Source organism: Paraburkholderia sp. LEh10, from assembly GCF_017814945.1.
In the GTDB taxonomy this organism is placed as follows: Bacteria; Pseudomonadota; Gammaproteobacteria; order Burkholderiales; family Burkholderiaceae; genus Paraburkholderia.
This window is the reverse complement of record NZ_JAGIPX010000014.1, coordinates 124,872-150,291: the sequence shown is the minus strand read 5'-3', so window position 1 is coordinate 150,291 and position 25,420 is coordinate 124,872. Positions and strand designations below refer to the sequence as shown.

22 protein-coding genes are annotated in these 25,420 nt (G+C 61.4%); 15 read left to right on the top strand and 7 right to left on the bottom strand.

Annotated elements, in window-relative coordinates:
- Positions 1–5 precede the first annotated feature (5 nt).
- From J8I87_RS14680 to J8I87_RS14650, 7 genes are all read left to right on the top strand, one after another.
- Complete coding sequence (locus tag J8I87_RS14680; RefSeq protein ID WP_209932169.1) at positions 6–1,250, top strand: efflux RND transporter periplasmic adaptor subunit; 1,245 nt, start codon at positions 6–8, stop codon at positions 1,248–1,250.
- 14 nt (positions 1,251–1,264) lie between these two features.
- A complete protein-coding gene (locus tag J8I87_RS14675; RefSeq protein ID WP_209932168.1) occupies positions 1,265–2,725 on the top strand; it encodes an efflux transporter outer membrane subunit in 1,461 nt (486 codons plus the stop codon).
- 425 nt (positions 2,726–3,150) lie between these two features.
- The gene (locus J8I87_RS14670) at positions 3,151–3,990 is read left to right on the top strand and encodes a MipA/OmpV family protein (RefSeq protein WP_209932191.1); all 840 of its coding nucleotides are present in this window, start codon (positions 3,151–3,153) and stop codon (positions 3,988–3,990) included.
- Positions 3,991–5,104: 1,114 nt separating this feature from the next.
- Positions 5,105–6,397, top strand: coding sequence for a replication initiation protein (locus J8I87_RS14665; RefSeq protein ID WP_245253938.1), 1,293 nt, complete (start codon positions 5,105–5,107; stop codon positions 6,395–6,397).
- An 84-nt stretch (positions 6,398–6,481) separates the two neighbouring features.
- Entirely contained in the window at positions 6,482–7,633 is a 1,152-nt protein-coding gene (locus J8I87_RS14660; protein ID WP_209932166.1) for a ParA family protein, read from the top strand.
- A gap of 12 nt (positions 7,634–7,645) precedes the next feature.
- Positions 7,646–8,617, top strand: a complete 972-nt coding sequence (locus tag J8I87_RS14655; RefSeq protein WP_209932165.1) for a ParB/RepB/Spo0J family partition protein — start codon at positions 7,646–7,648, stop codon at positions 8,615–8,617.
- Between the two features lie 2,395 nt (positions 8,618–11,012).
- Positions 11,013–12,293, top strand: a complete 1,281-nt coding sequence (locus J8I87_RS14650) for a DUF445 domain-containing protein (RefSeq protein ID WP_209932164.1) — start codon at positions 11,013–11,015, stop codon at positions 12,291–12,293.
- An 18-nt stretch (positions 12,294–12,311) separates the two neighbouring features.
- Here J8I87_RS14650 and J8I87_RS14645 read toward each other — a convergent pair whose 3' ends face one another.
- Complete coding sequence (locus J8I87_RS14645) at positions 12,312–12,632, bottom strand: hypothetical protein (protein ID WP_209932163.1); 321 nt, start codon at positions 12,630–12,632, stop codon at positions 12,312–12,314.
- 112 nt (positions 12,633–12,744) lie between these two features.
- Here J8I87_RS14645 and J8I87_RS14640 point away from each other — a divergent pair, with 112 nt between their 5' ends.
- On the top strand, positions 12,745–13,257 hold the full coding sequence (locus J8I87_RS14640; protein WP_209932162.1) for an MOSC domain-containing protein: 513 nt from the start codon (positions 12,745–12,747) through the stop codon (positions 13,255–13,257).
- A gap of 111 nt (positions 13,258–13,368) precedes the next feature.
- On the opposite strand, the gene msrB is transcribed toward J8I87_RS14640, so the two are convergent.
- Complete coding sequence (msrB, locus tag J8I87_RS14635) at positions 13,369–13,821, bottom strand: peptide-methionine (R)-S-oxide reductase MsrB (protein WP_209932161.1); 453 nt, start codon at positions 13,819–13,821, stop codon at positions 13,369–13,371.
- Positions 13,822–14,474: 653 nt separating this feature from the next.
- On the opposite strand from msrB, the gene J8I87_RS14630 reads away from it, so the two are divergent.
- The gene (locus J8I87_RS14630; RefSeq protein WP_209932160.1) at positions 14,475–15,623 is read left to right on the top strand and encodes a branched-chain amino acid ABC transporter substrate-binding protein; all 1,149 of its coding nucleotides are present in this window, start codon (positions 14,475–14,477) and stop codon (positions 15,621–15,623) included.
- 207 nt (positions 15,624–15,830) lie between these two features.
- Here J8I87_RS14630 and J8I87_RS14625 read toward each other — a convergent pair whose 3' ends face one another.
- Positions 15,831–16,382: a fasciclin domain-containing protein gene (locus J8I87_RS14625; RefSeq protein ID WP_209932159.1), complete on the bottom strand. Its 552-nt coding sequence runs from the start codon at positions 16,380–16,382 to the stop codon at positions 15,831–15,833.
- Between the two features lie 271 nt (positions 16,383–16,653).
- Here J8I87_RS14625 and J8I87_RS14620 point away from each other — a divergent pair, with 271 nt between their 5' ends.
- Together J8I87_RS14620 and J8I87_RS14615 are read left to right on the top strand one after the other, a co-directional pair.
- The gene (locus tag J8I87_RS14620) at positions 16,654–16,953 is read left to right on the top strand and encodes a hypothetical protein (protein ID WP_209932158.1); all 300 of its coding nucleotides are present in this window, start codon (positions 16,654–16,656) and stop codon (positions 16,951–16,953) included.
- A gap of 158 nt (positions 16,954–17,111) precedes the next feature.
- Positions 17,112–17,795 carry a DNA-3-methyladenine glycosylase I gene (locus J8I87_RS14615; protein ID WP_209932157.1) on the top strand — a complete coding sequence of 228 codons (684 nt, stop codon included), beginning with the start codon at positions 17,112–17,114 and terminating at the stop codon, positions 17,793–17,795.
- 30 nt (positions 17,796–17,825) lie between these two features.
- Here the strand turns inward: J8I87_RS14615 and J8I87_RS14610 are convergent, their stop codons facing one another.
- Positions 17,826–18,266 (bottom strand): zinc-finger-containing protein, encoded by a 441-nt coding sequence (locus J8I87_RS14610; protein ID WP_209932156.1) that lies wholly within the window; start codon positions 18,264–18,266, stop codon positions 17,826–17,828.
- Between the two features lie 164 nt (positions 18,267–18,430).
- Here J8I87_RS14610 and J8I87_RS14605 point away from each other — a divergent pair, with 164 nt between their 5' ends.
- Positions 18,431–19,402 (top strand): alpha/beta fold hydrolase, encoded by a 972-nt coding sequence (locus tag J8I87_RS14605; RefSeq protein ID WP_209932155.1) that lies wholly within the window; start codon positions 18,431–18,433, stop codon positions 19,400–19,402.
- A gap of 59 nt (positions 19,403–19,461) precedes the next feature.
- Here the strand turns inward: J8I87_RS14605 and J8I87_RS14600 are convergent, their stop codons facing one another.
- Entirely contained in the window at positions 19,462–19,737 is a 276-nt protein-coding gene (locus tag J8I87_RS14600) for a hypothetical protein (RefSeq protein WP_209932154.1), read from the bottom strand.
- Positions 19,738–20,399: 662 nt separating this feature from the next.
- On the opposite strand from J8I87_RS14600, the gene J8I87_RS14595 reads away from it, so the two are divergent.
- Together J8I87_RS14595 and J8I87_RS14590 are read left to right on the top strand one after the other, a co-directional pair.
- Complete coding sequence (locus tag J8I87_RS14595; protein WP_209932153.1) at positions 20,400–20,720, top strand: DUF4148 domain-containing protein; 321 nt, start codon at positions 20,400–20,402, stop codon at positions 20,718–20,720.
- 299 nt (positions 20,721–21,019) lie between these two features.
- Positions 21,020–22,822, top strand: a complete 1,803-nt coding sequence (locus tag J8I87_RS14590; protein ID WP_209932152.1) for an FAD-dependent oxidoreductase — start codon at positions 21,020–21,022, stop codon at positions 22,820–22,822.
- 103 nt (positions 22,823–22,925) lie between these two features.
- Here the strand turns inward: J8I87_RS14590 and J8I87_RS14585 are convergent, their stop codons facing one another.
- Positions 22,926–23,528, bottom strand: coding sequence for a phosphatase PAP2 family protein (locus J8I87_RS14585; protein ID WP_209932151.1), 603 nt, complete (start codon positions 23,526–23,528; stop codon positions 22,926–22,928).
- A gap of 219 nt (positions 23,529–23,747) precedes the next feature.
- Here J8I87_RS14585 and J8I87_RS14580 point away from each other — a divergent pair, with 219 nt between their 5' ends.
- Positions 23,748–24,755, top strand: a complete 1,008-nt coding sequence (locus J8I87_RS14580) for an AraC family transcriptional regulator (protein WP_209932150.1) — start codon at positions 23,748–23,750, stop codon at positions 24,753–24,755.
- Here the strand turns inward: J8I87_RS14580 and J8I87_RS14575 are convergent.
- Complete coding sequence (locus tag J8I87_RS14575; protein ID WP_209932149.1) at positions 24,710–25,234, bottom strand: hypothetical protein; 525 nt, start codon at positions 25,232–25,234, stop codon at positions 24,710–24,712. The genes J8I87_RS14580 and J8I87_RS14575 overlap by 46 nt on opposite strands.
- Between the last annotated feature and the right edge of the window lie 186 nt (positions 25,235–25,420).

Here is a 25,420-nt window from a genome sequence, read left to right as displayed (position 1 = left end):
AAGCCATGACCACGCCCAATCTGCCGACAGACGACGATGCGTCGACCCGCACCCGCCTCGTTCCCATCGACGGCGCACATCCGCGCACACGCCGACGCTTCGTGCTGCCCGTCGCGCTCGCGGCTGTCGCCGCCGCGCTGCTCGCGATCGGCATCGTGCCGCGCCTGCATGCGAGCACGGCGCTGACGGAACAGTCGGAAGCGCAGCGTTATCTGTCCGTCGAAGCGGTGACGCCGACGCGCGCGCCTGCGTCGCAGGAGCTGCTGCTGCCGGGCGCCGTGATGCCGTACGCGGATGCATCGATCTTCGCGCGCACGAGCGGCTATATCGAGCACTGGTACACGGACATCGGCGCGAAGGTCAAAGCGGGACAGACGCTCGCGGACATCCAGACGCCGGAACTCGACGCGCAATTGCTTCAGGCGCGCGCCGACGAGGCGACGGCGAAGGCCAACTACGGCTTTGCGCACAGCACCGCGCAGCGCTGGCAGACGATGCTGCAAACACAATCCGTCTCGCAGCAGGACACCGACGCGAAGACGAGCGACAGCGCGGCGAAGCTCGCAGCGTGGCAGGCGGCGCAGGCCAATGTCGCGCGCCTGACCGAGCTGGTTTCGTACGAGAAAGTGACGGCGCCGTTCGACGGCGTGATCACCGCGCGCAACGTGAACGTCGGCGCGCTGGTGACGGCGGGCGGCTCTCCCGGGCTCGCGGCCGCCGGCTCGGGCGAGCTTTTCCATATCGAACAGACCGACCGTTTGCGTGTGTATGTCGATGTGCCGCAGAACGATGCGAGCAGCGTCACGCGGGGCACGAGGGTCTATCTGACGACGCAGCAGTATCCGGCGCGACGGTTCGATGCGACCGTCGCGCGCAGCGCCGATTCGATTGATCCCGTGAGCCGCACGCTGCGCGTCGAGGTCGATGTCGACAATCGCGACGGCGCGCTGCTGCCGGGCGCATACGCACAGGTGCATCTCGCGCTGCAGACGGCGCATCCCGCGTTGGAGGTGCCCGTCAGCGCGCTGCTGTTCCGGCCCGATGGCGTGAGCGTCGCCGTCGTCGGCACCGACGACAAGGTGCAGCTCAGGACCGTCACCATCGGCCGCGACTTCGGCACATACGTCGAGGTCGCGACGGGGCTCGAAGCGACCGACCGCGTGATCAACAATCCCGGCGACGCGATCAGCAACGGCGAAACCGTGCGGGTCGAGCAAACCCAGGCGGCAACGCCCGCAACGCACGGCTAGGCGCGAGGCTCATCATGTTCGACTTTCGCGCATCGCTTATCCGCAAGGTGCTAGTCATCGGCATCGCCAGCGTGTTGACCGCGTGTTCGACCTTGCCGCCCTATTCGCAGCCGCAGACGGCTGTGCCCGATCACTATGCAAGCACGCCGCAGGCTTCATCCGGCTGGAGCGTCGCCGCGCCCGCCGACGCGCAGCCGCGCGGCCCCTGGTGGACGCTCTATGGCGATGACGAGCTGAACCGTCTCGAAGCGCAAGTCGATGTATCGAACCAGACCGTGCGCAAGGCCGTCGCGCAATTGCAAGCGGCGCGCGCGATGGTCGACTATCAGCGCGCGGGCTATGCGCCCGTCGTCACGGCGGGGACGGCAGTGACGCGGTCCCGCACGTCGCAGAACATCGTTCACCGCGGACTGGCGGGCCATACGGTGCCCGACTACTCGGTCGGCCTCGCGGCAAGCTGGGAGCCCGATCTGTTCGGCAGGGTAAAGGACGCAGCCGTCAACGCACGCGACAACGCGCAGGCCAGCGAGGCCGATCTGCAATCGGTGCGCCTTTCGATGTCGACGGATCTCGCGATCGACTATTTCGACCTACGCTCGCTCGACCGTCAGAAGAAGCTGCTCGACGATACGGTGACGGCATACGCGGCCTCGCTGCAAATCGTGCAGCAGCAATTGCAGGACGGCGCAATCGATGCGTCGGCTGTCGCCCAGGCTGAAACACAGCTTGAAAGCACGCGCACCCAGGACAGCGACATCGACATGCAGCGCGCGCACCTTCAGCACGCGATCGCGACGTTGATCGGCCAGCCTGCTTCATCGTTCGCACTGCCTTCGAAAGTCGAAAGCATCGCGTTGCCGCAGATTCCGACGGGCGTGCCGTCGCAACTGCTCGAACGCCGGCCCGACATCGCCGCCGCCGAGCGGCGCGTGGCCGCAGCGAATGCGCAGATCGGCCAGGCACACGCGGCGTTCTATCCTAACCTGACGTTGTCGGCGTCGGCCGGACTCGAAAGCAGCTACTTTGCACCGTGGCTCACCGCGTCGAGTCTCTTCTGGTCGCTGGGCGCGCAACTCGCGGGCACGCTGTTCGACGGCGTCCGCCGCACGGCCGTGTTGAAGAACGCCACCGCGCAGTACGACTCGGCCGTCGCCGACTACCGGCAAACGGTGCTCGTCGCGTTCCAGCAGGTCGAAGACAATCTGTCCGCGCTCAATACGCTCTCAAGCGAGGCGGACAGCCAACAGCGCGCAACCTCGGCAGCCGACCTTTCGCTGAAGCTGACCACCAACCGCTATCAGGCAGGCGCCGTCAGCTATCTCGACGTCGTCACCGCGCAGACCATCGCGCTGACCAACGAGCGCTTGACGGAGCAGATCGACGCGCGGCGCGTCGATGCGAGCGTGCAACTGCTGAAAGCGCTCGGCGGCGGCTGGGATCGCGCGACGCTGACCGACGCGCAAGCAACGGATTAAAGCGCGGCGAGACGGGGCACGGGTTCGTGCAAGGTCCGTCCGTTCACGACTGCAGCGTCAAGCGGGGCCATTGGAATATATGGCCATTCATAACGCGGCGGGAAAGACACGATGCGCAAGTCGCGGGACGGGAAAGGAGGTGCGGCAGTCCTCGTACGCCGCATGGACCTTGATTGGAAGACAACGACTTGTCAGCGCAGACGGTCGGTCATTTGAGTGCTTTTCGGATCTCGATGATGATTTAATTAGAACGACAACTATAGTCAAAGGTGCTGTCAGGCGCGGCATTGCTGACTTTGATCGCCCTTCGAGGTCGGGCACGGCGTTTGCTGACTCCCGCGTGGCTCACTGGCGGGAATTCGAAGCCTTATGCGTTAAACCAACGACTCGCTTGCGCGAGCTCGCAATTCATGACGTTCGTCCAAATGACAAAGCTACCCGCCTACATCAGCCTGGCTTTTCTGGCCTGTAGCGCGTCCATCGGCACGGCGCAAACGCCTTCGCCGCTCGGCGAGTGGCAATACTCGGCCGGGGTTCCGCTTGAGAAAATGTTCGCGCCAACCCGCCCTGATTGGGAAGTACGCATCGGCATTGGTTCGACCTTCGAGCCTCGGTATGACGGCTCCGATCGCTACCACACGTTGGTTGGGCCCAGCACGGATATTCGTTACAAGGATCTCGCTTTCCTGTCCACGGGCGAGGGTCTGGGTGTCAACGTGCTTCAAGGCCCCAACTGGCGAGTGAGCATCGCGGCCGTCTACGATCTCGGCCGGCGCGCACACGACGATCCGTCACGGCTCGACGGACTCGGAAATATCAACCCCGCTCCGGAAGTCAAGCTGGCGGGGGAGTACGTGGTTTCGAAGGAGTTTCCCCTTGTTTTCCGGGCAGCAGTGACCCGCAGTTTCGGTGGCTCGAACGGATGGGTCGCGGATTTGGGTACTTATATGCCGTTGCCGGGGAGTTCGGAAAGCTTCTTCTGGTTCGCCGGGCCCTCGGTGACTTTCGCCGACTCAAAATATATGAACAGCTGGTTTGGCGTAAGTCCGTCGCAGGCCGCGACATCCCGATATCAACCGTACGACGCTGGCGCTGGGCTGAAATCGGCGGGTTTCGGCGTGACGCTGATATGGTTCGTGAATAAGCACTGGTTTGTCACGGCGGACGGCGCGATCAAGCGGTTACTCGGCGGCGCGGCGAATAGCCCGATCACGCAGTCGAAGACGAATGGCGTATGTGACGTGTCGATAAACTATCAGTTTTGAAAATGGCGTGGTTGAGGGCGGGCGGGATGACCGATGGCAGAACTGTTTATTTCGTGATCCTTACTGATTTATCGTTAGAGGTCGTCGCGAATGGGTGCTATTGGAATATCCCGTTCCGCGTTGGGCGGGGCGGGCTCGCGAATCGGACAAAATGTCGCGACGGTTTAGGACGTTGAGGTGTCGGCGGCACTGTGAGGCATTTTGACGCCAGTTCGTTTGTTGGAGGATTGGGCCGAACGGGATGAACAAGTGAGCCGGCGTCTATTTATCGTAAATAGGCGATTCAAGTAGCATTGTCCCCAAGCGGGGTGGACGGATATCGCGTCCTGCGCTGCGGCCATCGCTGAACCGGTGAATGTCCCCATCTGGGGTGACTATTCGTGCGTATGCGCATGCATGCGTGGTCTCGGAGTGAAATTCGAGCTGGTTGGCCGGCTGCGGCGGCAAGAAATACGGCCAAATGGCCTAATGTCCCCAACTGGGGCGCCTCGAATCCGCGGCGGAATAACGAGGGATTTCATGTCCCCAGTTAGGGTGATCTCTCGTGGCGCGTCGGTCGAGCGATCGGGTATTTACCATAAATACGCGGCGCAACGGGGTCAGATGGACGCTTCGAAAAAATTTGCGTTTTCGGTTCATAGAGTTAGATGCACTCTCTCATCAAAATTCGAGTTTGTTCAAGTTTCAAGGCGGCATGGCCTTCGGAGTTGGCAGTTGGTCTGTCTGCGAAATAGCAGCAACAAACCGCGGGGTATTGTCCCCTTCTGGGGTGCTTTGAGGTTTGTATACCGTTTGGTAAACAACGTTTACACCGTTTACACCTCTAGAAACCTTATCTAGTAAGGATTTGCAGGCGTTAACGTCCCCGATTGGGGTGGCTTCCGTCCCCGATTGGGGTGCCTTCTCCGGTTATAAGTCCCCGTCTGGGGCGTCAGACGCCCCTAAACAGGGTGGAATTGTCCCCGTCTACGGTGACTAAGCGGAAAGGGACATTTATTCACATGGCTCGGTACCGAGGAAATCGATTAAACCGGCGTACTTGCATCCGAGATGTCCCATGCAATGATTGCAAGCTGGGGTCATTTAGCGCACAATTCCGGGCATGCGAAGATCCATGCCGACTGAGGTTCGTACCGAAAGCGTCAAAAAGCACGTAGCCGCGATCCATACCAGCGGCGAACTTTCGCTGCTGGAGCGCAAGCTTTCCAACGTGCTGCTACTGCATTCCTACGACAACCTTTTGACCACGAGAACGCACCGTCTTCCGGTGCGAACGCTCATGCTCGTGCTCGGCTGGACGGAAAGCGAAAATACCGAGAAGCTCCGCGAAGCGCTGCGGCAGCTCGCCACCACAGCCGTCGAATTCAACGTGATGGATGATGGCCGCGAGCGATGGAGCGTCATGCCGATTCTGTCGTTTGCGGAAATTCGCGCGGGTGTGTGTTCGTATCGCTACGATGAGGCGCTCGCGGAAAAACTCTACGATCCGTCGATTTACGCGACCGTCAATCTCGGCGTGCAGCGTAAGTTTTCGAAATCGCACGCGCTAACGCTCTATGAAAATTGCCTGCGTTTTCAGAAGGTTGGTTCCACCGGCTGGATCGAGTTGCCCGTTCTGCGAAAGATACTGGGTGCGACCCAGGAGTACTACGACGATTTTCGCCGTCTGAATAGCAAGGTCATTCAGAAGGCGGTGAAGGAAATCAACGATGTTTCTGATATCAACGTTGATGTCGAGTATCAGCGGGTCGGTCGTTCGGTCACGGGCGTAAAGTTTCTGATCCGCCAAGGCGCGCAGCAGTCGCTTCTTACGCCCGAAACAGAAGATGAGTTTGCGCACGTACGCGACAGCGAAATTTATCGGAAGCTTCGCGCGCATGGCATCGGCGATAAGCTCGCGCTCAGTTTCGTAATCGAGGATGAAGAGCGCGCGCGGCTCGTTGTCCAGCTTGCTGAAGAGAAGGATCGCAAAGGCCAGATAAAGCGCTCTACTGCCGGTTTTATCCGTACGTTGATCGAAAACAAGGCGGATGTTTCGGAGCCGGAATACGAAAAAGAGAAGCGAGAGAAGGCACAGAAGCAGGCTGCCGTTGCGCGTTCGCGCACCCTCGATGCCCGGCTGCAGGAGTTGCGCATCGATTTCGATCGTCTCCAGTGTGCGGCGGCCGTCAAAGCGTTGACGCAAGATGAGAAGCGTGACTTCGCGCGCCATTTCGTCGAGGGCGACGGGGCGAAGTACGCACGGGAGTTTCGTCCGGACAGCCCGGGGCTCTTTTCGGGGTCGGTCGGCCGTGTCAATTTCGCTTCGTGGCTGAGGAATCAAGTACGCCCAGAATTCGATATGAGCAAGTTCAACGCGTGGCTTTCGGAAAATCACCAGGAAATTGCGTTGCAACGGAATTCCTAGAAAACGCGATTTTCCGTTGAATTGATGGCTTTATGTCGAGCCATCTGATATAAGCTGACTGCATCGTCTTCCGCGGATCAGCTAATGAACATCACTATTCAAGACATCGTCGATCAAGCCGCTCGCGCGACTGACATCGTCTCCCAGGTTCGGGGCCGGATGCTGGCCCCAAACGCACGCAAAAACCCGCCCGTTTTCAACGCTTCACAGCTCGCCGCACTGTGTGAAGTCGATAAAAGCCAAATCACCTATCGCACCTCGAAAGGCGACCTGCCGTCCGGCACCGTCAACGCGACGGGTTCGCGCCGCGAATTCTCGCTGCCCGAGGCGCGTGAATGGGTTCGCGCCTATCGCGGCAATGCGCTGCGGCCTGACAGCGCACCCGCCATGACGGTGGCGATCGGGAACTTCAAGGGCGGCGTGAGCAAGACGACCACTGCGATGACGCTCGCGCAAGGCCTGAGTCTGCGGGGGCATCGGGTGCTCGTGATCGACACGGATCCGCAGGGGTCGCTGACCACGCTGTTCGGCATTCTTCCGGATACCGAGGTCGAAGAAGATTCGACCATCACTGCCCTCGCCACGGGCGATCAGTCGAGCATCGAGTACGCGATCCGCGAAACGTATTGGGATGGCATCGACCTCGTGCCCGCGTCGTCGTCGCTGTTCAACGTCGAGTTCATCTTGCCGAGTCGTCAGATGAAGGAGCCGGACTTCGAGTTCTGGAACGTGCTGAACGCAAGTCTTGAGCAGGCGCGGAGCAACTACGATGTGATCATCATCGATACGCCGCCGGCGCTCAGCTACGGCACCGTCAATGCGTTCATGGCCGCCGACGGGCTGATTGTTCCGACCCCGCCAAATGCACTCGACTTCGCCAGTTCGGCGCAGTTCTGGACTCTATTCAGCGATCTCGCGTCAAATCTGACGGCAGAGACGAACACCGACAAATCGTTCGAGTTCATCCATGTGCTGCTCTCGCGTGTCGATCCTGCCGACGCGGCCGCCGGCGTCGTCCGCGAGTGGATTTCGGCGACGTATGCCGAGAAGGTGCTGCCCGTCGAGATTCCGAAGACGGCGGTGACAGCCGCAAGCTCGGCGGAGTTCGGCACCGTGTACGACATATCCCGATATGACGGCAACGCAAAGACGTATCGGCGGGCGCGCGAGGCATACGACCGTGTCACGGAGATCGTCGAGCAATCCATCGTGGCCTTCTGGGCAAAGTCGAAATAAAGGGAGGAGTGAATGTCTATCAAGGACAGGCTTGCAAAAAAGACTGGTGACCTGATGGTGCCCGCGCCGGCCCCTACGGCGGAGACGGGCCGTGCCGCCTCTCCGCGCACGGCGCCCGGTCAGATGCTCGCGTTTCGTAGCGCGATGCGGGAAAGTTCCGATCGTGTCTCGCAGTTGGAATCGCAACTAAAGGAGTACGACGGCGCCGTCGCGATTCGCGCACTCGATCCGAAGACGATCCGTGCATCGAAGTGGGCGAACCGGCAGGATTTTGGCGATGAGAGTTTCGCCGAGTTGAAGTCGCTCATCTCGGAGACGGGCGGTAACACGCAACCAATCAAGGTTCGACCTGCGGCGGACGGCAACGGCTTCGAGATCGTCTTCGGACATCGTCGGCACCGCGCGTGTCTTGAACTCGACCTCCCGGTGAATGCGATCGTCGATCGCGAAATCACCGAGCAGGGCCAATTCGTCCAGATGGATCAGGAGAACCGGGCGCGAAAGAACCTGAGTCCTTGGGAGCAGGGCGTGTGGTACAAGCGAGCGTTGGACGACAAGTTGTGGCCGTCGCAGAACGCGATGGCGAAGGCTTGCGGGTTGTCGCAAGGGAACATTTCGAGCGCGCTGCTGGTGGCTGAACTGCCTGCGGAGGTGATTGGGGCATTTCCATCGCCGCATGACATACAGTTTCAGGCGGCGCGAAAGTTGTCGGTCGCGCTCAAGAAGGCACATGAAGAGATTGTGCAACGGGCAGTCGAGCTGTCGGAAGATTCCGGGAGGACGGCGCCGGAGGTGCTTTCAGCACTTTTGGGCGCTGCGCGGCCCGCGGCGCCTGTCAGGAAGGAGGAGGAAGTTGGTATCGAACGCAAGGGCGATCTGCTCGTGATCCGCCTTCGCGCGAGTGGTGTTCCGCAAGAGCGGGTGGAAGAGTTGCGACAGTTGGTGACGGGCTTTCTCGAGGACGTGCAGTCGTCCGCGGATTAAGGCGATTGATGGGTGCCTGTCGGCTTGCGGCAGGCACCGTTAAAGTTTGCGGTTGCGGTAACGGACGAAGGCTGGTTCGTTCGTCGCGGTGTCGATGCCTATCGACGGCGTGTTTCTTCTCTCGGTCGCGTCGACCACTTCTTTATTCCCCCCTGTATTTTCTTTTGCCGGTGCCCGTCTGATTTAGGCGCGCGGCGTGTCGGCATTTGTCTGCGAATGGTCGTTGGGGCTCGAGAGGTTAGTGAGTTTTTGCGGCATCCACGCGTGTTGTGCCGTCTTTGTACCCGGGCGCTCCTTTCTCGCGATGTCGTCCTGAACCGTCCGCGTGGGCTCCAGGTGTGTCCGCGTAGGACCGTGGTCCCTTGGATCACGAATGCGTTGGTCGGGTTATTTACGGTAAGTAAGCAGCGCCGCTTGGCCCCGGAATGAATCGGTTGGCGGGATCGGGAGTTAATGGCGCGGAGCACGGTGATATGCGCGGCGTGTCCGTCCGGAGCGCGAGGTTTTGCCATTCGCTAGCGGGTAGACGTTTGTACTTTTGGGGCATATCCGCGCGGCGTCTCTGCACGGACCGTCTCGAGCTATTTACGGTAGTCTCGAGTTATTTACGGTAAATAGGCCGAGGGATACACCGAACCCAATGAAGACGAGCGGGCTATTTACCGTAAATAAGTATCGGACTGTCACGAGTCGCCAACCCCTCAACTAACCCCACCGACGCTACGCAATCGACGACGAGGCGTGAGGGCAACGCACACATCCCTCTGCTAGCGTCGTCCGATGCGATTGCCGGTGCCGCCGTGCTTAATGCAATTGATCACGCCGACGGAAAGACGCATAGCCGCGTGAAACTATGGCAAACGCCATTGCGATGCTGGCGTTGTCAACCGGAAGCCTGTGCCACGAGGTAGCGTTGAGGGTACGGAACTGGCGTTGTCGGGATTCCGGTTGCACTAACAGACTCCTCCAGCGCGACGCGACCACTCGATCGCGGCTGACCGTGGAAATTGATCCCGCCGTTTGGGTAGTCCTTGTGCGCAATCGTCGGAAGGACGTTTCGCTAGAAGTCTTTCAAAAAAGGCGGGCGGGCAGATTCCCAGGATAGCGCTAGTATGAGCGGCGGGAAGCGTCTGACAGTCTCAGGCTCGATCCAGTCGTTCCCAGTCGATGTCATAGCGGAAGTCGGAAGGAATGCCGCGCCAGTCTCAACAAGCGTCACGTACTGATTCTGCCGAACCGCGGTTTCGGGCCACCCGATACGCGCACCATCTTGAGATAACACGACACCCAGACCGTTTTAGACCCCGCCAGGTGGAGCGCAGATCAATCGAGAGCACAAACAAAAGCGGTGCAACGTGATCTCTTCAAACGTGACTGAAGCGCGAACAACGTGACCAGTCACATCGAAAACTGGCGCGAAATTATCGAACGAAACCAATGGCGCAACCCGATCTGTCCGATCGGAACATCAATACAATGGCAGGTACCGGCCTCCATAACCAACGCGCGCGATAACACGCGACCGAAACAAGGCTAGCAGGACCTGCATGCAAACGACCAAACCAAACTACTGATTTTCGGACTATGCGCGCCCACCCGGTATTCGCACCGATTCGGCAAGAAACACCGTATCTCAAAAAAATCGTAAGTCAACCTAAGTAATACAAAGCAGCGGCGGGCGACGCACGTGCCAGCCGCACCATATCGTCAATCGTCGCACGCCGCACATTACGCTCAGTGTCCGAACCAAAAAGCGTGCGTCGGCAAGGACTTGGCGCCGAATCCGTGAAACAACCTTAAGAAAACCCGGCGATCTAATAAAACCTATATAATGCAATGAGTTAGCTCGCCGTTCCGCGAATGTTTCACGCCTTTCTCCCCCGGACGCGAGATTTCTTGCGCCGAATGCCGATTTCGCCCGTGTTCTAATTCAAAACGGTTCGACTGTAGCGGTCGTTACGTAGCGCGTCGTATTTGCTACGACTTTGGGGCGATTTCATGCGACTGACGAGGCAGACGCCGGCATTGGGCCCACTGCGCGGACTTCATCCCGAAGTTTCGGGCGCATCAAGCGATATCGGCAGTCAAGAAATGCTGCGTTCACTGAGGTGAACGGTCGAAACGCTAACCGCCGATGTCATCGATAAGCGTTGGTGCCGGGGCGAGGATCCGCTCGCGGGCAATACGACAGCAAAGTCGCGAGTCTGACTCGACGACCAGAAAAATCCAGCGAACGAAAAACCCGGTGCGGCAATTGACGCCTGAAGCGGGCGCGAAAATATCCGGTCAAACCGCTAAGCTCTGTTCCTCCGTACGCGATTGTTGCGCCACAAGGAATTCATCGCCGAAGCGCGCTGCGCGTCCCGACCACCATCGAATCGACCAACCCAATCCGATGAACAAGGAAGTCGAACTCAAACGAGCCAAGCAACGCGCGACCCTCCTGCTCCTGATCGCCACGGGCGTCTTCGTTGCGACGGCCTTCATGCAACGAGGCATGTGGGTCGATGGCGTCAAGGCCATTGCGGAAGCGGCGATGGTCGGCGCGCTGGCAGACTGGTTCGCTGTCGTCGCGCTGTTTCGCCGCGTGCCCATTCCCGGCGTGGCGGCGCACACCGCGATCATTCCGCAGAACAAGCACAAGATCGCCGACAATCTGGCGCTTTTCGTGCGCGAGAAGTTTCTCGACGAGTCGTCGATTATCGGCCTCATCCGCAAGCACGATCCGGCGCACAGCATTACGAACTGGCTGTGCGTCGAGGCGAATACGCAGCGTCTCGGCGACTACGTGCTGAAGCTGACGGGTGGGGTCCTCGAGTTGCTGGACGACGCGCGCATCCAGACCTTCATCAAGGATGCGCTCGACGCGATGCTCGACAGAATCGACCTGTCCAAAACGACGGGCGCGATACTCGACACGTTGACGCGCGACGGCCGTCACCAGCAATTGCTCGACGAAGGCATCGAGCACCTGATGACGCTGCTTCGCGAGCCGGGCGTGCGGGCGTTCATCGCCGAGCAGATCGTCGACTGGTTCAAGCGTGAGTATCCGACGATCGAGAAATACATGCCGTCGGACTGGCTTGGCGAGAGAGGGGCGAATATCGTCGCGGATACCGTGAACAACATGCTGTTGCGCGTGAGCGAAGATCCCGGACACAAGTTGCGTCAAAAGTTCGACGACGCGGCCGGCCGGCTGATCGTCAAGCTCAAGTCCGATCCCGCGTTTTTGCAGAAGGGCGAGGAAATCAAGCGCTATCTGAAGGACAGCGAGAATCTTGCGCTATACGTGAAAGACTTGTGGGGTCAACTGCGCGCTTGGCTTCGGGTGGACCTCCAGCGCCGCGATTCCGTGTTGCGCGCGAAGGTGGCCGCGATGGGGCAATGGGTCGGGCGCGAGCTGGCGCAAGACGAAGCGCTGCGGCGCTCACTGAACGACCATATGGAGGAAGCGGCCCGCGCGATGGCGCCCGACTTCGCCGGCTATCTGACGCGCCACATCAGCGATACGGTCAAAAACTGGGATTCGCGCGAAATGTCCGAGCAGATCGAATTGAACATCGGCAAGGACCTGCAGTACATCCGCATCAATGGCACGCTTGTCGGCGGCTGTATCGGCCTGTTGCTCTACGCGAGTTCACAGGTGTTCGCGCTCGTGCGGCTGCATCTCAACTAACGCGTGCGGGCGCGCGGGTTACTGCGCGGGCGTCGCTTTCTTTTGTTGTGCGCATTCCTGCGTGAAGACCATGCTCGCCTGGTCCGGCGTCATGGCCGCGCCGCTGTAGATCCTGTCGATGACGGCCGTGAACGCCTGACGGTCGGACTCGTCCTTGTAGTACGTTTGCGCCTGCGTCAGCGCCTGTGCCTTGGTCTTCTTATGGAGGCGCCACGATGCCACCTGGCCTGCGATATCGCCAATTGCGAAACATCGGTCGGCGACCGTCTGCGCGAACGCCGGCATCGACGGTTGCGCGACGCCGACGGCGAGCGCCGCCACGAGTAGTGCTCGTTTCATTTCCGGTTCCTGTGATCAGATGGGCGATAGTATAAAGACGCGGGCTCTCGCGAGGCGGCCGGATGCGAGCGCCCGCTGATCAATATCGACCGGACTCGACAGCAGAACGCTCATGCCGCTCAACCCCTTGTCACCGCTTGCCAGATTGATCAACGGTCCCGTGCATCCCGGGCGGATCGTCTGGATTGGATTGCGGCCGCGGCGAAAGGCCGCGATGGTGCTGGTCGAATCGGCCGAGCTCGATGCTGACGACGGCCTTGTCGGCGATCACTACGCGAGCCGCGGCGGCGCACGGCAGGTGACGCTGATTCAGGCCGAGAGTTTGCGCACCATCGCAAGTCATCTGGGGCGCAGCGACGTATTGGCGGGTGACCTGCGACGCAACATCGTGACGGAAGGCATCAACCTGATGGCGCTGAAGGACCGGCGATTTTGCATCGGCGATGCCGTGCTGCAAACAACGGGTGAGTGCCATCCGTGTTCCCGCATGGAGGAAGTGCTGGGCGCGGGGGGCTACAACGCGGTGCGCGGGTTTGGCGGGATCACGGCGCGCGTCGTGAAGGGCGGGGCGATCAGGATCGGCGACGAGATCGAGGCGCTGCCCGCAATCGGCTCACTCATTTGATACCGGCAGCCGCGTCGCGCGACGCGGAACTTATCGGAACACATGCCGCCGGCGTGACGGCGATCACGGTGATCACCGTGATTCAAGCCGCCGGATCGCTGTCGTGTGGGCTTACTTCTTCGCGATATCGAAGAGACTGCGGTACTGCCCGTAGCCTTCCTCTTCCAGCCGCGCGAGGGGAATGAACCGCAGCGACGCCGAATTGATGCAGTAACGCAGTCCTCCCGTTTCCGGCGGGCCATCCGGAAAGACATGGCCCAGATGGCTGTCGCCGTGTTTCGAGCGCACTTCGGTCCGGATCATGCCGTGGCTCATGTCGCGCAGTTCGACGACATGCTCGTCCTCGAGCGGCTTCGTGAAGCTCGGCCAGCCGCATCCGCTATCGAATTTGTCCAGTGACGTGAAAAGCGGCTCGCCGGATACGACATCGACATACAAGCCCACTTGCTTGCTGTCCCAGAACTCATTGAAGAAAGGGCGTTCCGTCCCGCTTTCCTGCGTCACGCGACGCTGTTCGGACGTGAGACGGGCCAATGCTTCGGGTGTTTTTTCGTAGACGGGCATGTGTAAACCTCTCCTTGATAGACGCGCGTTGTTTCGGCGCTCGCCGCCTCGGGCCGATGACCGGCTTTTCGACGCTGCATGCGACGGGCAGTCATATATATGGGCAGTGTGGATACGCACAAGCATACGCAAATGTCCGTTCGCTTGCAGTGCGCGCGCCACCCGGGTGTTTTCCCGCGCACGCCTGCGTGTCTGTTTCGCCGTGAGACACACATTTGCATCGCCAGCCAAGGTTCTCGTCCAGATGCTAAGGATCTCTTACGCGGCAAAGCATATGCCGCCAGGCTCGCAGCATTTGAGCAACCTGAAGATGTACTCGACGGCGACTGGGACGCCGAAGAGCAATGCGAACGAGTGAACAGGCCCGGACGTTCGCTTTGACTCGGCGTTCATCACCAGCAACCGTAAGTCCCGAAAATTCGTTTCGGGCCGTTGCCATCAGCCGGAAACCGGCGCCAAATATGGACGACTGACGGACTCACTTTCGAACCCGCTGTTATGCAAGCGCTACACAGGCGCCATGCGTGACCAGACGACGGTACCGATCTCCTTCCGGCCAGACGGTGCGCCGTGCAGCTTTCCCGCGACGAGCGGTTGAATCACAAGACAGGCCGCGTGTCTCGCGTCAATGAGGTCGCAACGGGAGGGAAACGATGCTACATATCTTGCGAAGATCTTTTATCATCGGGCTGGCTGTCGTTGGGATTTCACTTGCGGGCAATCAGTCCATTGCACAGCAGGTCGTGAGGATCGGCGTGTCAGCGCCACTGACGGGCGTGAGCGCAGCCAATGGAAAGGACATCGAGAACGGCGTTCGCCTCGCCGTCGATGAAGCGAATGCCCAGCACATCAGGCTCGATGGACAGGAGGTACGCTTCGAGCTGAACTCCGTCGATGACCAGGGCGATCCGCGCGTCGGCGTGCAGGTGGCACAGAAACTGGTGGATGACGGAGTCGTGGTGGTGGTGGGCTACTACAACTCTGGCGTCGCGCTGCCCGCGTCGCCCATTTTTGCAAAAGCCGGCATTCCGTTGATGGACCCCGCAGCGACCAATCCGGCTATAACACGGCAGGGCCTGAAGAACGTGTTTCGCATTATCGCCACCGATGCACAGAACTCCGGCAATGCGGGAACGTATGCGGTCACGGTGACCAAGGCGCAGCGTATTGCCGTGATGGACGACCGCACGGCATTCGGCCAGGGCGCCGCCGACGAATTCAAGAAGGCCGTGGTGGCAGCCGGTGGTCATATCGTCGCTTCCGAATTCACCAACGACAAGGCCGTCGAATTCAATGCGCAACTCACGAACATCAAGGCGGCAAACGCAGACCTCCTGTACTTCGCCGGTCTCGACAACCAGGCCGCATTGTTGACGAAGCGAATGAAGCAGCTCGGCATGCGGACACAGTTCGTTGGAAGCGGCGGTATCGCCGACAGCATCTTCATCAGTGTTGCGGGCAGTGCTGCTGAAGGCGCAATGGCGTGGGAGTACGGGCGGCCCGTCGAGTCGCTGCCTCAGGGCAAGGCGTTCGCAGAAAGGTTCAAGAAACGGTTTGGCGCAGATACGTTGAGCTACGCACCATTCGCCTACGACTGCGCATGGGTTGCCATCAATGCAATGAAGCAGGCGAATTCGGCAAAGCCTGAAGTCTTCATGCCTGCACTTCGAACGACGCAATACGACGGTATCACAGGGAAAATCGAGTTCGATTCGTATGGTGATCTCAAACATCCAACCTCGACGCTCTACCAGGTAAAAGGCGCCAGGTGGGTGCCTGTAACGACTATGAGCGCTGAGTGACGACCTGATTCGGGGCTGGCGTCAACGGCTTGGATGTGGTGGCGGATAAACGGGAGCGGCCGATGCTCAGGATATCGAATGAAATGAAAAAGGCCGACAGCATGAGTAATGTCAATGAGCAACGCGGCATCGAAGTCATGTGGGCAAAGCCGGGCCGAATGACGAAGCCACTTCGCCAGCCGATGCCCGGCTCGACAATCCATACCGTCACTTGGGCATCAGCACCTTGTCGACGACCATGATGACGCCGTTGCTCTGCATCACGTCGTACGTCGAAATGTTGGCCGTGTGTCCGGACGCATCGGCAACGACGATATTGTGTGGGCCATTCTCCGAAAAGGTCAGCATTTCTCCGTTGACGGTCTTGAGTTCCGTCTTTCCACCACTCTCCTTGATGGCCGCGTCGAGTTTGCGAAAGTCGTAACGGCCAGGGATGACGTGATAGGTCAGAATGCGGGTAAGGGCCATTTTGTTCTCGGGCCTGGTGAGCGTTTCGACGGTGCCCGCAGGCAAGGCCGCGAACGCCTCATTGGTGGGGGCCAGAACGGTGAACGGTCCTTTGCTCTTCAGCGTATCGACAAGACCCGCTGCCTTGACGGCAGCGACGAGGGTAGTGTGGTCCTCGGAGTTGACCGCGTTGTCCACGATATCCTTGGTCGGATACATCGCCTGCCCGCCTACCATCGTTTCGCCAGCGGCAAACACGTTGGACGTCGCGATTGCGAGTGCCAGGGCCGTCAGAAGCATCTTGCGTTTCATGCCTGTCTCCAGAAGAGGTCGCACGTGATTGCGCGGCCGTGACCCATATACGGAAAGTGCCGGCGTCCGGATGCAGGCGCGCGGAGGTTGCGCACGGTCGCGGCGAACCTCCCGGATAGAAAACGCGAAGCGCGCTAAACTGAATGCGTTACTCGTCGTTACAGATGCGCGCGGACGGTTTCACCCGCTGATGCATCCAGCGGCTATGCTGCCAATCAATGCCTCACAGTCGTGTTGAGCCCGATCGGCCAACCGGCAGGGATGTCACATCATGAAGTACGCAATTTCGCTGCTTCTCACGGTTCTCGCGACCGTGTCCGTATCTGCGCCTGCTTTCGCGCAGGGCAATATCGGTGTCTATCGCGGTCTTGGGGTTCCGGGGCCCGTCCCGTCTCACCCGCCATCCGTCACGTATCAGCCCGCCTACAGCGCCCCCGGCACGAACGGGACTCCAGGCACCTACGTGTCGCCTTCCGCCGTCTATCAGGGGCCGCCTGCCGTGTATTGGGGGCCGCCCCCCGGTTATCGCCAGGGCCGGCGGCACGGCAACGGCTGGCAAAATGACTGGTGATACGCTCACCGCCGGGACAGCGCGCATCGGTTGATGCGCGTGCGGAATCATTCGTCGAACTTGCGACGGGATGGCGGGCAATACGACAATAGCGGCACATTGCCAGCACGCCTGATGCGCACCCCGCGCCGAACCCATTGCCCGCATGGGCATCGACGATGAAGAAAGCCACTTCCGCCACGAAGCCCGCCGCGAAGAAAATCCGCGCTGCCGTAAAGAAAGCCGCGCGCCCAAAGAAGCCGCAACCGCTCGACGCCGTCGTCTGCGCCGACGGCTTGGCGCGTCCGCCATGGGCCGCCGTCGATCCGCTGCTCAAGCACTACTACGACACCGAATGGGGCATGCCCGTGCGGGACGAGCGCGGCCTGTTCGAGCGCTTGAGTCTGGAGGCGTTTCAGTCGGGGCTTTCGTGGGCGACGGTATTGCGCAAGCGCGATGCGTTTCGTGAGGCTTTTGCCAACTTCGAACCCGATCGTGTCGCGGCGTTCGGCGACGAGGACGTCGCGCGCCTGATGGCCGATGAACGGATCATTCGCAACCGCGCCAAAATTGTCGCGACGATCACGAATGCCGCCGCGACCGTCAGCTTGCGCGAAGAGGGCGGGCTGGCCGAACTGATCTGGTCGTTCCAGCCGCATATGACACCCTCGCCGCGCACGATCGCCGAGATTCCGACGACATCCGCCGAATCGGTCGCGCTGAGCAAGGCATTGCGCAAGCGTGGCTTCGTGTTCGTCGGGCCGACGACGATGCATGCGTTGATGGAAGCGACGGGCATCGTCGATACGCATCTCGTCGACAGTCATCGCCGGGGCAGTTCGGGAGTCTGGCCGCGACAGTGAATGCCGTTCGTGCGCGGCTTGCGCAGCGGCTCAGTTGCTGCGGCGCGCTGCCATGAACGCTTCGACATACCGGATCGCCTGCTCGCATTGATCGGGCGTCAGCATGTGAATCGAATTGGGCAGCGGATCAAAACCGAGTTCGGTCGAGACCCAGCGGATCGCTTTCGCGCGCGCCTCGAATGCATTGACGCCATCGCGCCGCACCTTGCCGGCGACGAGCGGTTCGAGCGCATCGTGCAAGCGGCTCTTCGCTTCGCGCAGCGCCGCATCCGCGAGGCGGCCGAGCGGAACGTGACGCGTGCTGCGCGCGTGAATGCCGATCCACGCCTGACATGGCGCGCAGACCCAGACGGGACCATGATCGTCGCGATACGGGTAGCTTTCGTCGCCGGCGCGCGCGAGCACGGCCTTTGCGCCGCAGTAATCGCAGAGCGGCTGCGGCAGCGCCTTGACGGGCTTGCCTACGCGCATCGCGGCGCCCCGGACGGTTGGACTGGCTTCATACAACGGTTCGCGAATTGGTGACGACCCAAAGATACCACCTGACGTTCGTGGCACGATAGACGCTTACGTGTGCTGTGTCCGCCGCAAGGCAAGCGGACAAAAACAAACGGACGAGAACGGATGACCTGAACATGAACCGGAACCGCGCCGTATCGTCGGTGCATTCGCGCGGCACGACGCATCGCACGACGACCCGTGATGCACATACCATGGCCTGGTCCGTGCACGGCGATCCTTGCGGCGAGCCTGTGGTGGTACTGCACGGCGGCCCCGGAAGCGGCAGCCAGCCGGGAGCGCTGCGTCTGTTCGATCTTTCGCGCATGCGCGTCGTGCTGGTGGACCAGCGAGGCGCGGGCGCGTCGAAGCCGCGAGGCAGCGTTCGGCATAACGACACGCGCCGCCTGGTCGGCGATCTCGAAGCGATACGCGCACAGTTGGGCATCGCGCGATGGGGCGTCGTCGGTGGATCGTGGGGCGCCGCGCTCGCGCTCGCTTACGCGGGAACGCATCCCGCTTGCGTCAGCGCCGTCGTGTTGCGCGGGCTTTTTCTAACGACGCAGCGCGAAGTGCGCCAGTTGTTCGTGACGTCGCGCTCGCGCGCGCCGCACGCATGGCGCGGGCTGATGCAGGCGGCGAAATGCGCGAGTGCGTCGGCGCTGCCAGCGGCGTGCATGCGATCGATGCAGCGGCGTTCGCACACGCGCGCTGATGCTGTGGCCGCCGCGTGGCGTGCCTATGAAAACGCGGTACTCATGCACGCTTCGTCGCGACGCGCAAAGACGCGCAACGAGAGACGAGCGCCGGCCCGCGACTTCACGACGACAGAGAAATACCGCATCCAGGCACACTATCTTGCGCACGGTTGCTGGCTCGGCGAGCGGCGATTGCTCGCATTGGCAAAGCGGGCCGTCGCGTCAGGTGTCGCGGTGTATGCCGTGCATGGTTCGCGCGATCCCGTATGTCCGCCCGACAATCTGCGCCGTCTGATGCGCGCCGTTCCCGGCGTGCGTGGCCGTCTGGTCGAGGCCGGGCATCTGGCATCGGATGCACGTCTCGCCGATGCCCTCGTGACCGCGCTTGACCAGGCGTTCTTGCGCAACTGATGTGTCTACGTAAACGCCTTACCACTTGCAACGCGAGTGCCCGTCGCCGTCAGCGGAGGTCAATCGTCATCGTCGTGATGATGACGATGCCAGCCGCGATGGCGGCCATGATCGTGCCACCAGCGCTCGTCGCGATAGCCGTATCCATAACCGTAATAGACGGGTGCGGGTGCATAGACTGCGGGCGGCGGCGCTTCATAGACGACAGGCGGCTGCTCGATGTACACGGGCGCGGGAACGCCGAACGTCACGCCGACATCGACATGAGCGAGCGCTACCGTAGACGAACACGCGGCGACGAGGCCCGCTGCGCAAATGAGTGTCAGGCGTTTCAACTGGTTGCTCCCTTCCGTGCGTCTGCGGATGAATGCCATTCGTTGGCGAGTGACGCGATTCTAGGAACGCAGTCGTTCTCATGTTGCAATCGCCGTGTTGCGTCTGTAACTGCCCGTAACGGCGCGGCGAGTTCACGCGCGTCACGAGGCAGCTTGCGCGACAGGAATTCGTCGGTCTGGGCGGCAATCTGCGCGCCATGTGTTTCGAGCGCGAAGTGCCTATCGAGCAGATGCACTTCAGCCGGCGGTATGTCGCGCTGGTACGCGAATGCACTGGGCGGAATGAACGCGGGGTCATGCTTGCCCCACACAGCGAGAAGCGGCGGCTGATGCAGTCGAACTGGCCGCGCGGCGGCGCCTTGGTCTGCCCGAAACCCCGCAGGTCCGGCGCGATCAGCCGGTAACGGCTGGCGAGCATCGGCATCAGGCTGAGGAACACGTGCTGGGCCGCGATTACCCCGTTCGTATCGTATGACGCGCGAGGCCGCGGCGATCTATTGCTCCCGCAAGGTGCACCTTATTCGTGCGATTTATCTCGTTTCGTGCAACTGTGAGTTGGGCGATCAGGTGTTTATCCCCGGGGGCGAGCCTCCTAAACTGTTTTCAACGCTGCGAACAAACCAGTTCGAAGCAACCGAAAACGAATCCTGGAGGTAATGATCATGAAATCGCTCATCAAGGCTGTCGCAGTTGCTGCTGTCCTCGCTGTTCCCGTCATGTCATTCGCGCAATCCAGTCAGCCGGTTACCCGTGCACAGGTTCGCGCAGAGCTGGTGCAACTGGAGAAGACGGGTTACGTCCCATCGAATAGCAACGACACGCAGTACCCGGCCAACATTCAGGCAGCGGAAGCGAAGGTCGCGGCTGCCAATGGCAGCGAAACGGGCGGTGTCGGCGGTGTCGCGGATAGCTCGTGGCAATCGGGACAACGTACGTCGTTCGCGCCGAGCGCGTATTCGGTGCCCCTCTTCGAGCATCACTAAGCAGCGGGCGCTGGCCTTGCCGGCGCCAGCATCGAACGCAGTAACGCAACAGGCCGCGACACGCACCGTCATACGACGGAGCGCGTGTCGCGGCTTCTGTTTTTTGGCGAGCGCGACGCGCGGCGATGAGCACTGGGCGACCTCATTTGCGATTCATCCGATCCGTGGCTAATCTGACGATGCCCGCGGGTTGCCGGCTTTCGTCAAGCGTCGGCTGCTTTGACCGGCCGAAAGCAAAGGAGCAAGGCGACGCTCGGGTGAACGGCCTTTTCTGAAGTCTCTGACACAAAGGCGCGCACATGAGCAGCGACGAAAACGAGACCTCATCGGGCGTGCCGGAAGACGCGCATGCGGGCGCTGGCCGTTATCGTCTGGGCGATGTGGCGAACATCGTCTCGCACCATAGCGCCGACGAAATCGATTCGATCGAATCGGACGCGGCGTTTTCCCCGCTTTCCAGCCGTCTTCATCAGATGTTCCCGTCTCTGTCCGCGCGGGAAATCGAGCGCATGCGGCCGTTCGGCTTCGAGACGACATGGAAAGCAGGCGAGACGCTGTTCACGATGGGCAAGCCGAGTCCCGGCCTCGTCGTGATTCTGAGCGGCCTCGTGCGCGTCGCGCGCCGTGATGCGATGGGCAAGCTGCATCGCGTGACCGACCAGCATGCGGGCCATTTTCTCGGCGAAATCGCGCAACTGTACGGCCATCCATGTCTCGGCGACGGTCATGCCATCGAAGATACGAAAGGACTCGTCGTGCTTTCGCCGCAATTGCGCAGCCTGCTGGTCGCCGAAGCGGAGCTTGGCGAAAAGATCATGCGCGCGCTGATCCTGCGGCGCGTCGGGTTGATCGAAAGCGGCAGCGGCCCGGTGCTGGTCGGCGATACCAGCGACGCGCACATGATCTCGCTGCAAAGCCTGCTTCGGCGCAACGCTTACCCGTACAGCATCATCGATGCGGGCAGCGAGCCGGACACCGTCGCGCTTCTCGAGCGTATCTCCGCCTGCAAGGCCGATTTCCCGATTGTGATTTGCCCCGATGGCACGGTGTTGCGCGCGCCCGACGAAAATCAGCTGGCGGCGCATCTCGGCTGGCTGCCCGAGTTCGATCCCATTCATGTGTATGACGTCGTGATCGTGGGTGCCGGGCCAGCCGGCCTCGCGTCGGCTGTCTATGCGGCGTCGGAGGGATTGTCGGTGGCGGTGTTCGACAGCCGCGGGCCCGGCGGGCAGGCGAGCGCAAGCGCGCGCATCGAAAACTATCTGGGTTTTCCGACGGGCATTTCCGGTCAGGCGCTGACAGGCCGCGCGTTCGTGCAGGCGCAGAAGTTCGGCGTGCACATCTCGATTCCGACCCGTGTGCGCGCGTTGCATTGCGACCGCATGCCCCTCGAAGTCGAGCTCGCGGACGGCAAGCGAATCGCGTCGCATACCGTCGTGATCGCATCGGGCGCGGCGTACAGGAAGCCCGCCATCGAAGGACTCGACCGGCTGACGGGGCACGGCGTCTTTTTCGGCACGTCGCCCGTGGAAGCCAAGCTGTGCCGTGCGCTCGACGTCGTCGTGATCGGCGGCGGCAATTCGGCGGGGCAAGGCGTCGTGTATCTGGCATCGCAGGCGAACCATGTGCATCTGCTGATACGCGGGCGTGAGCTGGAGTCGAGCATGTCGCGCTACCTGATCGACCGGATCGCGCGTTTGCCGAACGTGACGCTGCACACGGAAACGGAGGTCGTATCCCTGAGCGGCGATGAAAGTTCGCTGACAGCCGTCAATTGCAAATCGCCGCAAGGCGATGTGTCGTTCGACGTGAAGCATCTGTTTATTTTCACCGGCGCGGACCCGAACACCGACTGGCTCGAAGGCTGCAACGTCGAAACGGACGACAAAGGTTTCATCCGGACGGGGTCCTCTGTCCACGACGGTTACGAAGACGTCGATCTGACGCTCGAGACAAGTGTGCCGGGCGTGTTCGCGATCGGCGATGTCCGTTCGGGATCGACCAAGCGCGTCGCGGCCGCTGTCGGCGAAGGTGCCGCTGTGGTCGGCCAGGTTCATGGCGTGCTGCGTGAGCGTCAGCGGCTGACAGGCGGCGCGCGCTGAACCGATGGACGGCGCGCGTGCTCGTTCAGCGCCTCCCCATTCGAAGTGGGACGCAGGCCGCACGCGAGCCGCTCGAATAGCGGCGTGTACGGCTGGCCGCCGCTCACTGCGATATCCACCCGCGCCCGATCGGCCACGCGAGTAGCTTTCGATACAGCGCGATCAGCGCATTCGTGACGGCTTCACCTGCCAACGACCAAAGCGGCATCACAACGGCGAACGCGACACAAGCGATCACGACAGCGCCCGCCATATCGAGCGGAAAGTGCACGCCGATAAAAAGGCGCGCCCACGCAACGGCAAGCCCGGCAACGAGCATCAGTGAGCCGTACCATCGCATGCGCGCGACCAGCAAGGTCAACGCGACACTGGCGAATACCGTGCCGTGATCGCTCGGAAACGATGAATCCGGCGCATGCTCGATAAACGTATGGCCGACTCCCATCATGAACGGCCGTGGATGCATCCAGTAAAGCCCGATGATCTGATTGAATCCGAGCGCAAGCAGTGCGACGCAACATGCGCGGATTGCCGTTTCGCGCTGATGTTGTCCGCCCAGCAGCCAGAGCGCGCCCAGCACCAGCGGAACGAGATAGACGACGTAATCGGCGACTGCCAGCGCGACGCCGATTTGCCAGTGCGGTGTCGACGTCGTCGCGTTGATCGTGAGAAAGAGCGCCTGGTTGAATGCTTCGAGTGTCGTCATGCCGTAATCGCGTCGATGCCGATGGTCTGGAACGCCCTCCGAAGAAAGCGCAGTATGCCGATGCGATCGTACGGGCCGAAGCTTATGTCACGCTTATGCAGCCGGTGTGCAGGTTCGGCACCCGTGCGCGGCGATCGGAGTATCCTTTCGGTGGACTTGCAAAAGACGGCACGGCCGCCGTCTTGTTAGCAGCATGCCGAATATGAAGGACGGTGCTTCATGGATGCGGTCTCCGACGTGTTGCGCGTCGTGCGCCTTGGCGGTGCAGTCTATCTCCACGCCGAGCTGACGGCGCCGTGGTGTCTGATCGGACACGCCGATCAGGGGTTGTGCACGGCCTATCTGCCGAGATCGGATCGCGTCGTTTCCTATCATCTGATCACGGAGGGGACCTGCTGGGCGCATCTTCCCGATCGGACCGATCCCGCGATTCACGTCGGCGCCGGCGAGCTGCTCGTCGTGCCGCAAGGCGAGGCGCACATCATGGGCAGCGCGCTCGATCTCTCTCCCGTGCCGGCGGGACCGCTTCTCGAAACGCAGATCGAAACCATGCCGGGCGAAGTGATGAACCTCTCATACGGAGGAGGCGGCGCGCCGACACGCATCCTGTGCGGCTTCCTTGCGTGTGACGACGCGCTCAGCAATCCCGTGCTCGGCTCGCTGCCGCGCCTCTTCAAGGTCGACGTGCGCAACGACCCGCAATCGGCGTGGCTCGAAGCGTCGCTGCGCTTTGCCGCCGCCGAAGCGGCGCAACGGCGCGCAGGCAGCGCGATCGTTCTCGCGCGGCTGTCGGAACTGCTGTTCGTGTGGGCCGTGCGACGCTGCATCGACGACTTGCCCGCTGACCGCAAGAACTGGCTCGCGGGCGTAAAGGACAGGTTCGTCGGCCGCGCGCTGTCCATTTTGCATGCGCAGCCCGCGTACAACTGGACCGTCGATGAGCTTGCGCGGAAAGTCGGACTGTCGCGCTCGGCGTTCGCGGCCCGCTTCAGCGACCTGCTGGGACAGCCGCCGATGCAATATCTGGCGCGCTGGCGCCTGATCGTCGCGGCGCAGGAGTTGTCGTACAGCAGCAAGGCCATTGCAGCCATCGCCGAAGAAGTCGGCTACGAATCGGAATCGGCGTTTCACCGTGCGTTCCGGCGCGAGTTCGGCATGCCGCCAGCGGCCTGGCGAAAGCGTCATAGCCACGTCAACGGCGCCGACGTCATGGCCGAAAGCCCGTAACGTTCCCAATCGATGATTGCACGGCCCACGCGGGCGGCACGCATCGGGCGCGCACGCTCGCCCGGCGTGTCCGCGCGCGCATCGCTTTGCATGCGGTGTGCGGCGTCGGGGCGCGCCGTTCGCATCGGCATCGAAGGCGACGCAGCGCAAGGTCCGGCGATCGCGTGCATCAACCGGCGCGCGGCGGCGTGCCATACGAGCGGATCGAGTATCCGCGTGCCGCGCAGCGACCTCAGGAGCGAGAGCGCGGTGCTGAGCTCTCGCATGTGTCTGCCGTGGTCGTTGTCCAGTTGGCGCACCACCGCGAAGCAGGCATCCCAGCCGACATGCGTATGCACATGCAGCAACGCGAGCAGCAGCACGGGCGGCAGCAGCGCAAGACTGTCGCGCATCAGCGGATCGCTGTGCAATTGCGCTAGATACGCCGCTTGTGAGTCTTCACTGATGCAGCATCGCTGCGGGTCCGGCAGGTGACGCATGACAAAGCCTCCTGTTACGAAAGGGGTCGGCGAATTTTCGTGGCCGTGCTGGTCGGCGGCGCTTCATGCCTGACTACGGCGATGGAAATGGCTGGACACCTGACTTCAAGAGACCTTGCTGCCCGACGTTCTGTAACGCGCTTGCTGCAACAGATGATTCATGGTGCTCGATGCCGTCTCGAGACT

Bases quoted from the DNA above. Each gene is read 5' to 3' on its own strand.
- J8I87_RS14680 (WP_209932169.1), top strand. From the start codon at position 6: ATGACCACGCCCAATCTGCCGACAGACGACGATGCGTCGACCCGCACC.
- J8I87_RS14675 (WP_209932168.1), top strand. From the start codon at position 1,265: ATGTTCGACTTTCGCGCATCGCTTATCCGCAAGGTGCTAGTCATCGGC.
- J8I87_RS14670 (WP_209932191.1), top strand. From the start codon at position 3,151: ATGACAAAGCTACCCGCCTACATCAGCCTGGCTTTTCTGGCCTGTAGC.
- J8I87_RS14665 (WP_245253938.1), top strand. From the start codon at position 5,105: ATGCCGACTGAGGTTCGTACCGAAAGCGTCAAAAAGCACGTAGCCGCG.
- J8I87_RS14660 (WP_209932166.1), top strand. From the start codon at position 6,482: ATGAACATCACTATTCAAGACATCGTCGATCAAGCCGCTCGCGCGACT.
- J8I87_RS14655 (WP_209932165.1), top strand. From the start codon at position 7,646: ATGTCTATCAAGGACAGGCTTGCAAAAAAGACTGGTGACCTGATGGTG.
- J8I87_RS14650 (WP_209932164.1), top strand. From the start codon at position 11,013: ATGAACAAGGAAGTCGAACTCAAACGAGCCAAGCAACGCGCGACCCTC.
- J8I87_RS14645 (WP_209932163.1), bottom strand. From the start codon at position 12,632: ATGAAACGAGCACTACTCGTGGCGGCGCTCGCCGTCGGCGTCGCGCAA.
- J8I87_RS14640 (WP_209932162.1), top strand. From the start codon at position 12,745: ATGCCGCTCAACCCCTTGTCACCGCTTGCCAGATTGATCAACGGTCCC.
- msrB (WP_209932161.1), bottom strand. From the start codon at position 13,821: ATGCCCGTCTACGAAAAAACACCCGAAGCATTGGCCCGTCTCACGTCC.
- J8I87_RS14630 (WP_209932160.1), top strand. From the start codon at position 14,475: ATGCTACATATCTTGCGAAGATCTTTTATCATCGGGCTGGCTGTCGTT.
- J8I87_RS14625 (WP_209932159.1), bottom strand. From the start codon at position 16,382: ATGAAACGCAAGATGCTTCTGACGGCCCTGGCACTCGCAATCGCGACG.
- J8I87_RS14620 (WP_209932158.1), top strand. From the start codon at position 16,654: ATGAAGTACGCAATTTCGCTGCTTCTCACGGTTCTCGCGACCGTGTCC.
- J8I87_RS14615 (WP_209932157.1), top strand. From the start codon at position 17,112: ATGAAGAAAGCCACTTCCGCCACGAAGCCCGCCGCGAAGAAAATCCGC.
- J8I87_RS14610 (WP_209932156.1), bottom strand. From the start codon at position 18,266: ATGCGCGTAGGCAAGCCCGTCAAGGCGCTGCCGCAGCCGCTCTGCGAT.
- J8I87_RS14605 (WP_209932155.1), top strand. From the start codon at position 18,431: ATGAACCGGAACCGCGCCGTATCGTCGGTGCATTCGCGCGGCACGACG.
- J8I87_RS14595 (WP_209932153.1), top strand. From the start codon at position 20,400: ATGAAATCGCTCATCAAGGCTGTCGCAGTTGCTGCTGTCCTCGCTGTT.
- J8I87_RS14590 (WP_209932152.1), top strand. From the start codon at position 21,020: ATGAGCAGCGACGAAAACGAGACCTCATCGGGCGTGCCGGAAGACGCG.
- J8I87_RS14585 (WP_209932151.1), bottom strand. From the start codon at position 23,528: ATGACGACACTCGAAGCATTCAACCAGGCGCTCTTTCTCACGATCAAC.
- J8I87_RS14580 (WP_209932150.1), top strand. From the start codon at position 23,748: ATGGATGCGGTCTCCGACGTGTTGCGCGTCGTGCGCCTTGGCGGTGCA.
- J8I87_RS14575 (WP_209932149.1), bottom strand. From the start codon at position 25,234: ATGCGTCACCTGCCGGACCCGCAGCGATGCTGCATCAGTGAAGACTCA.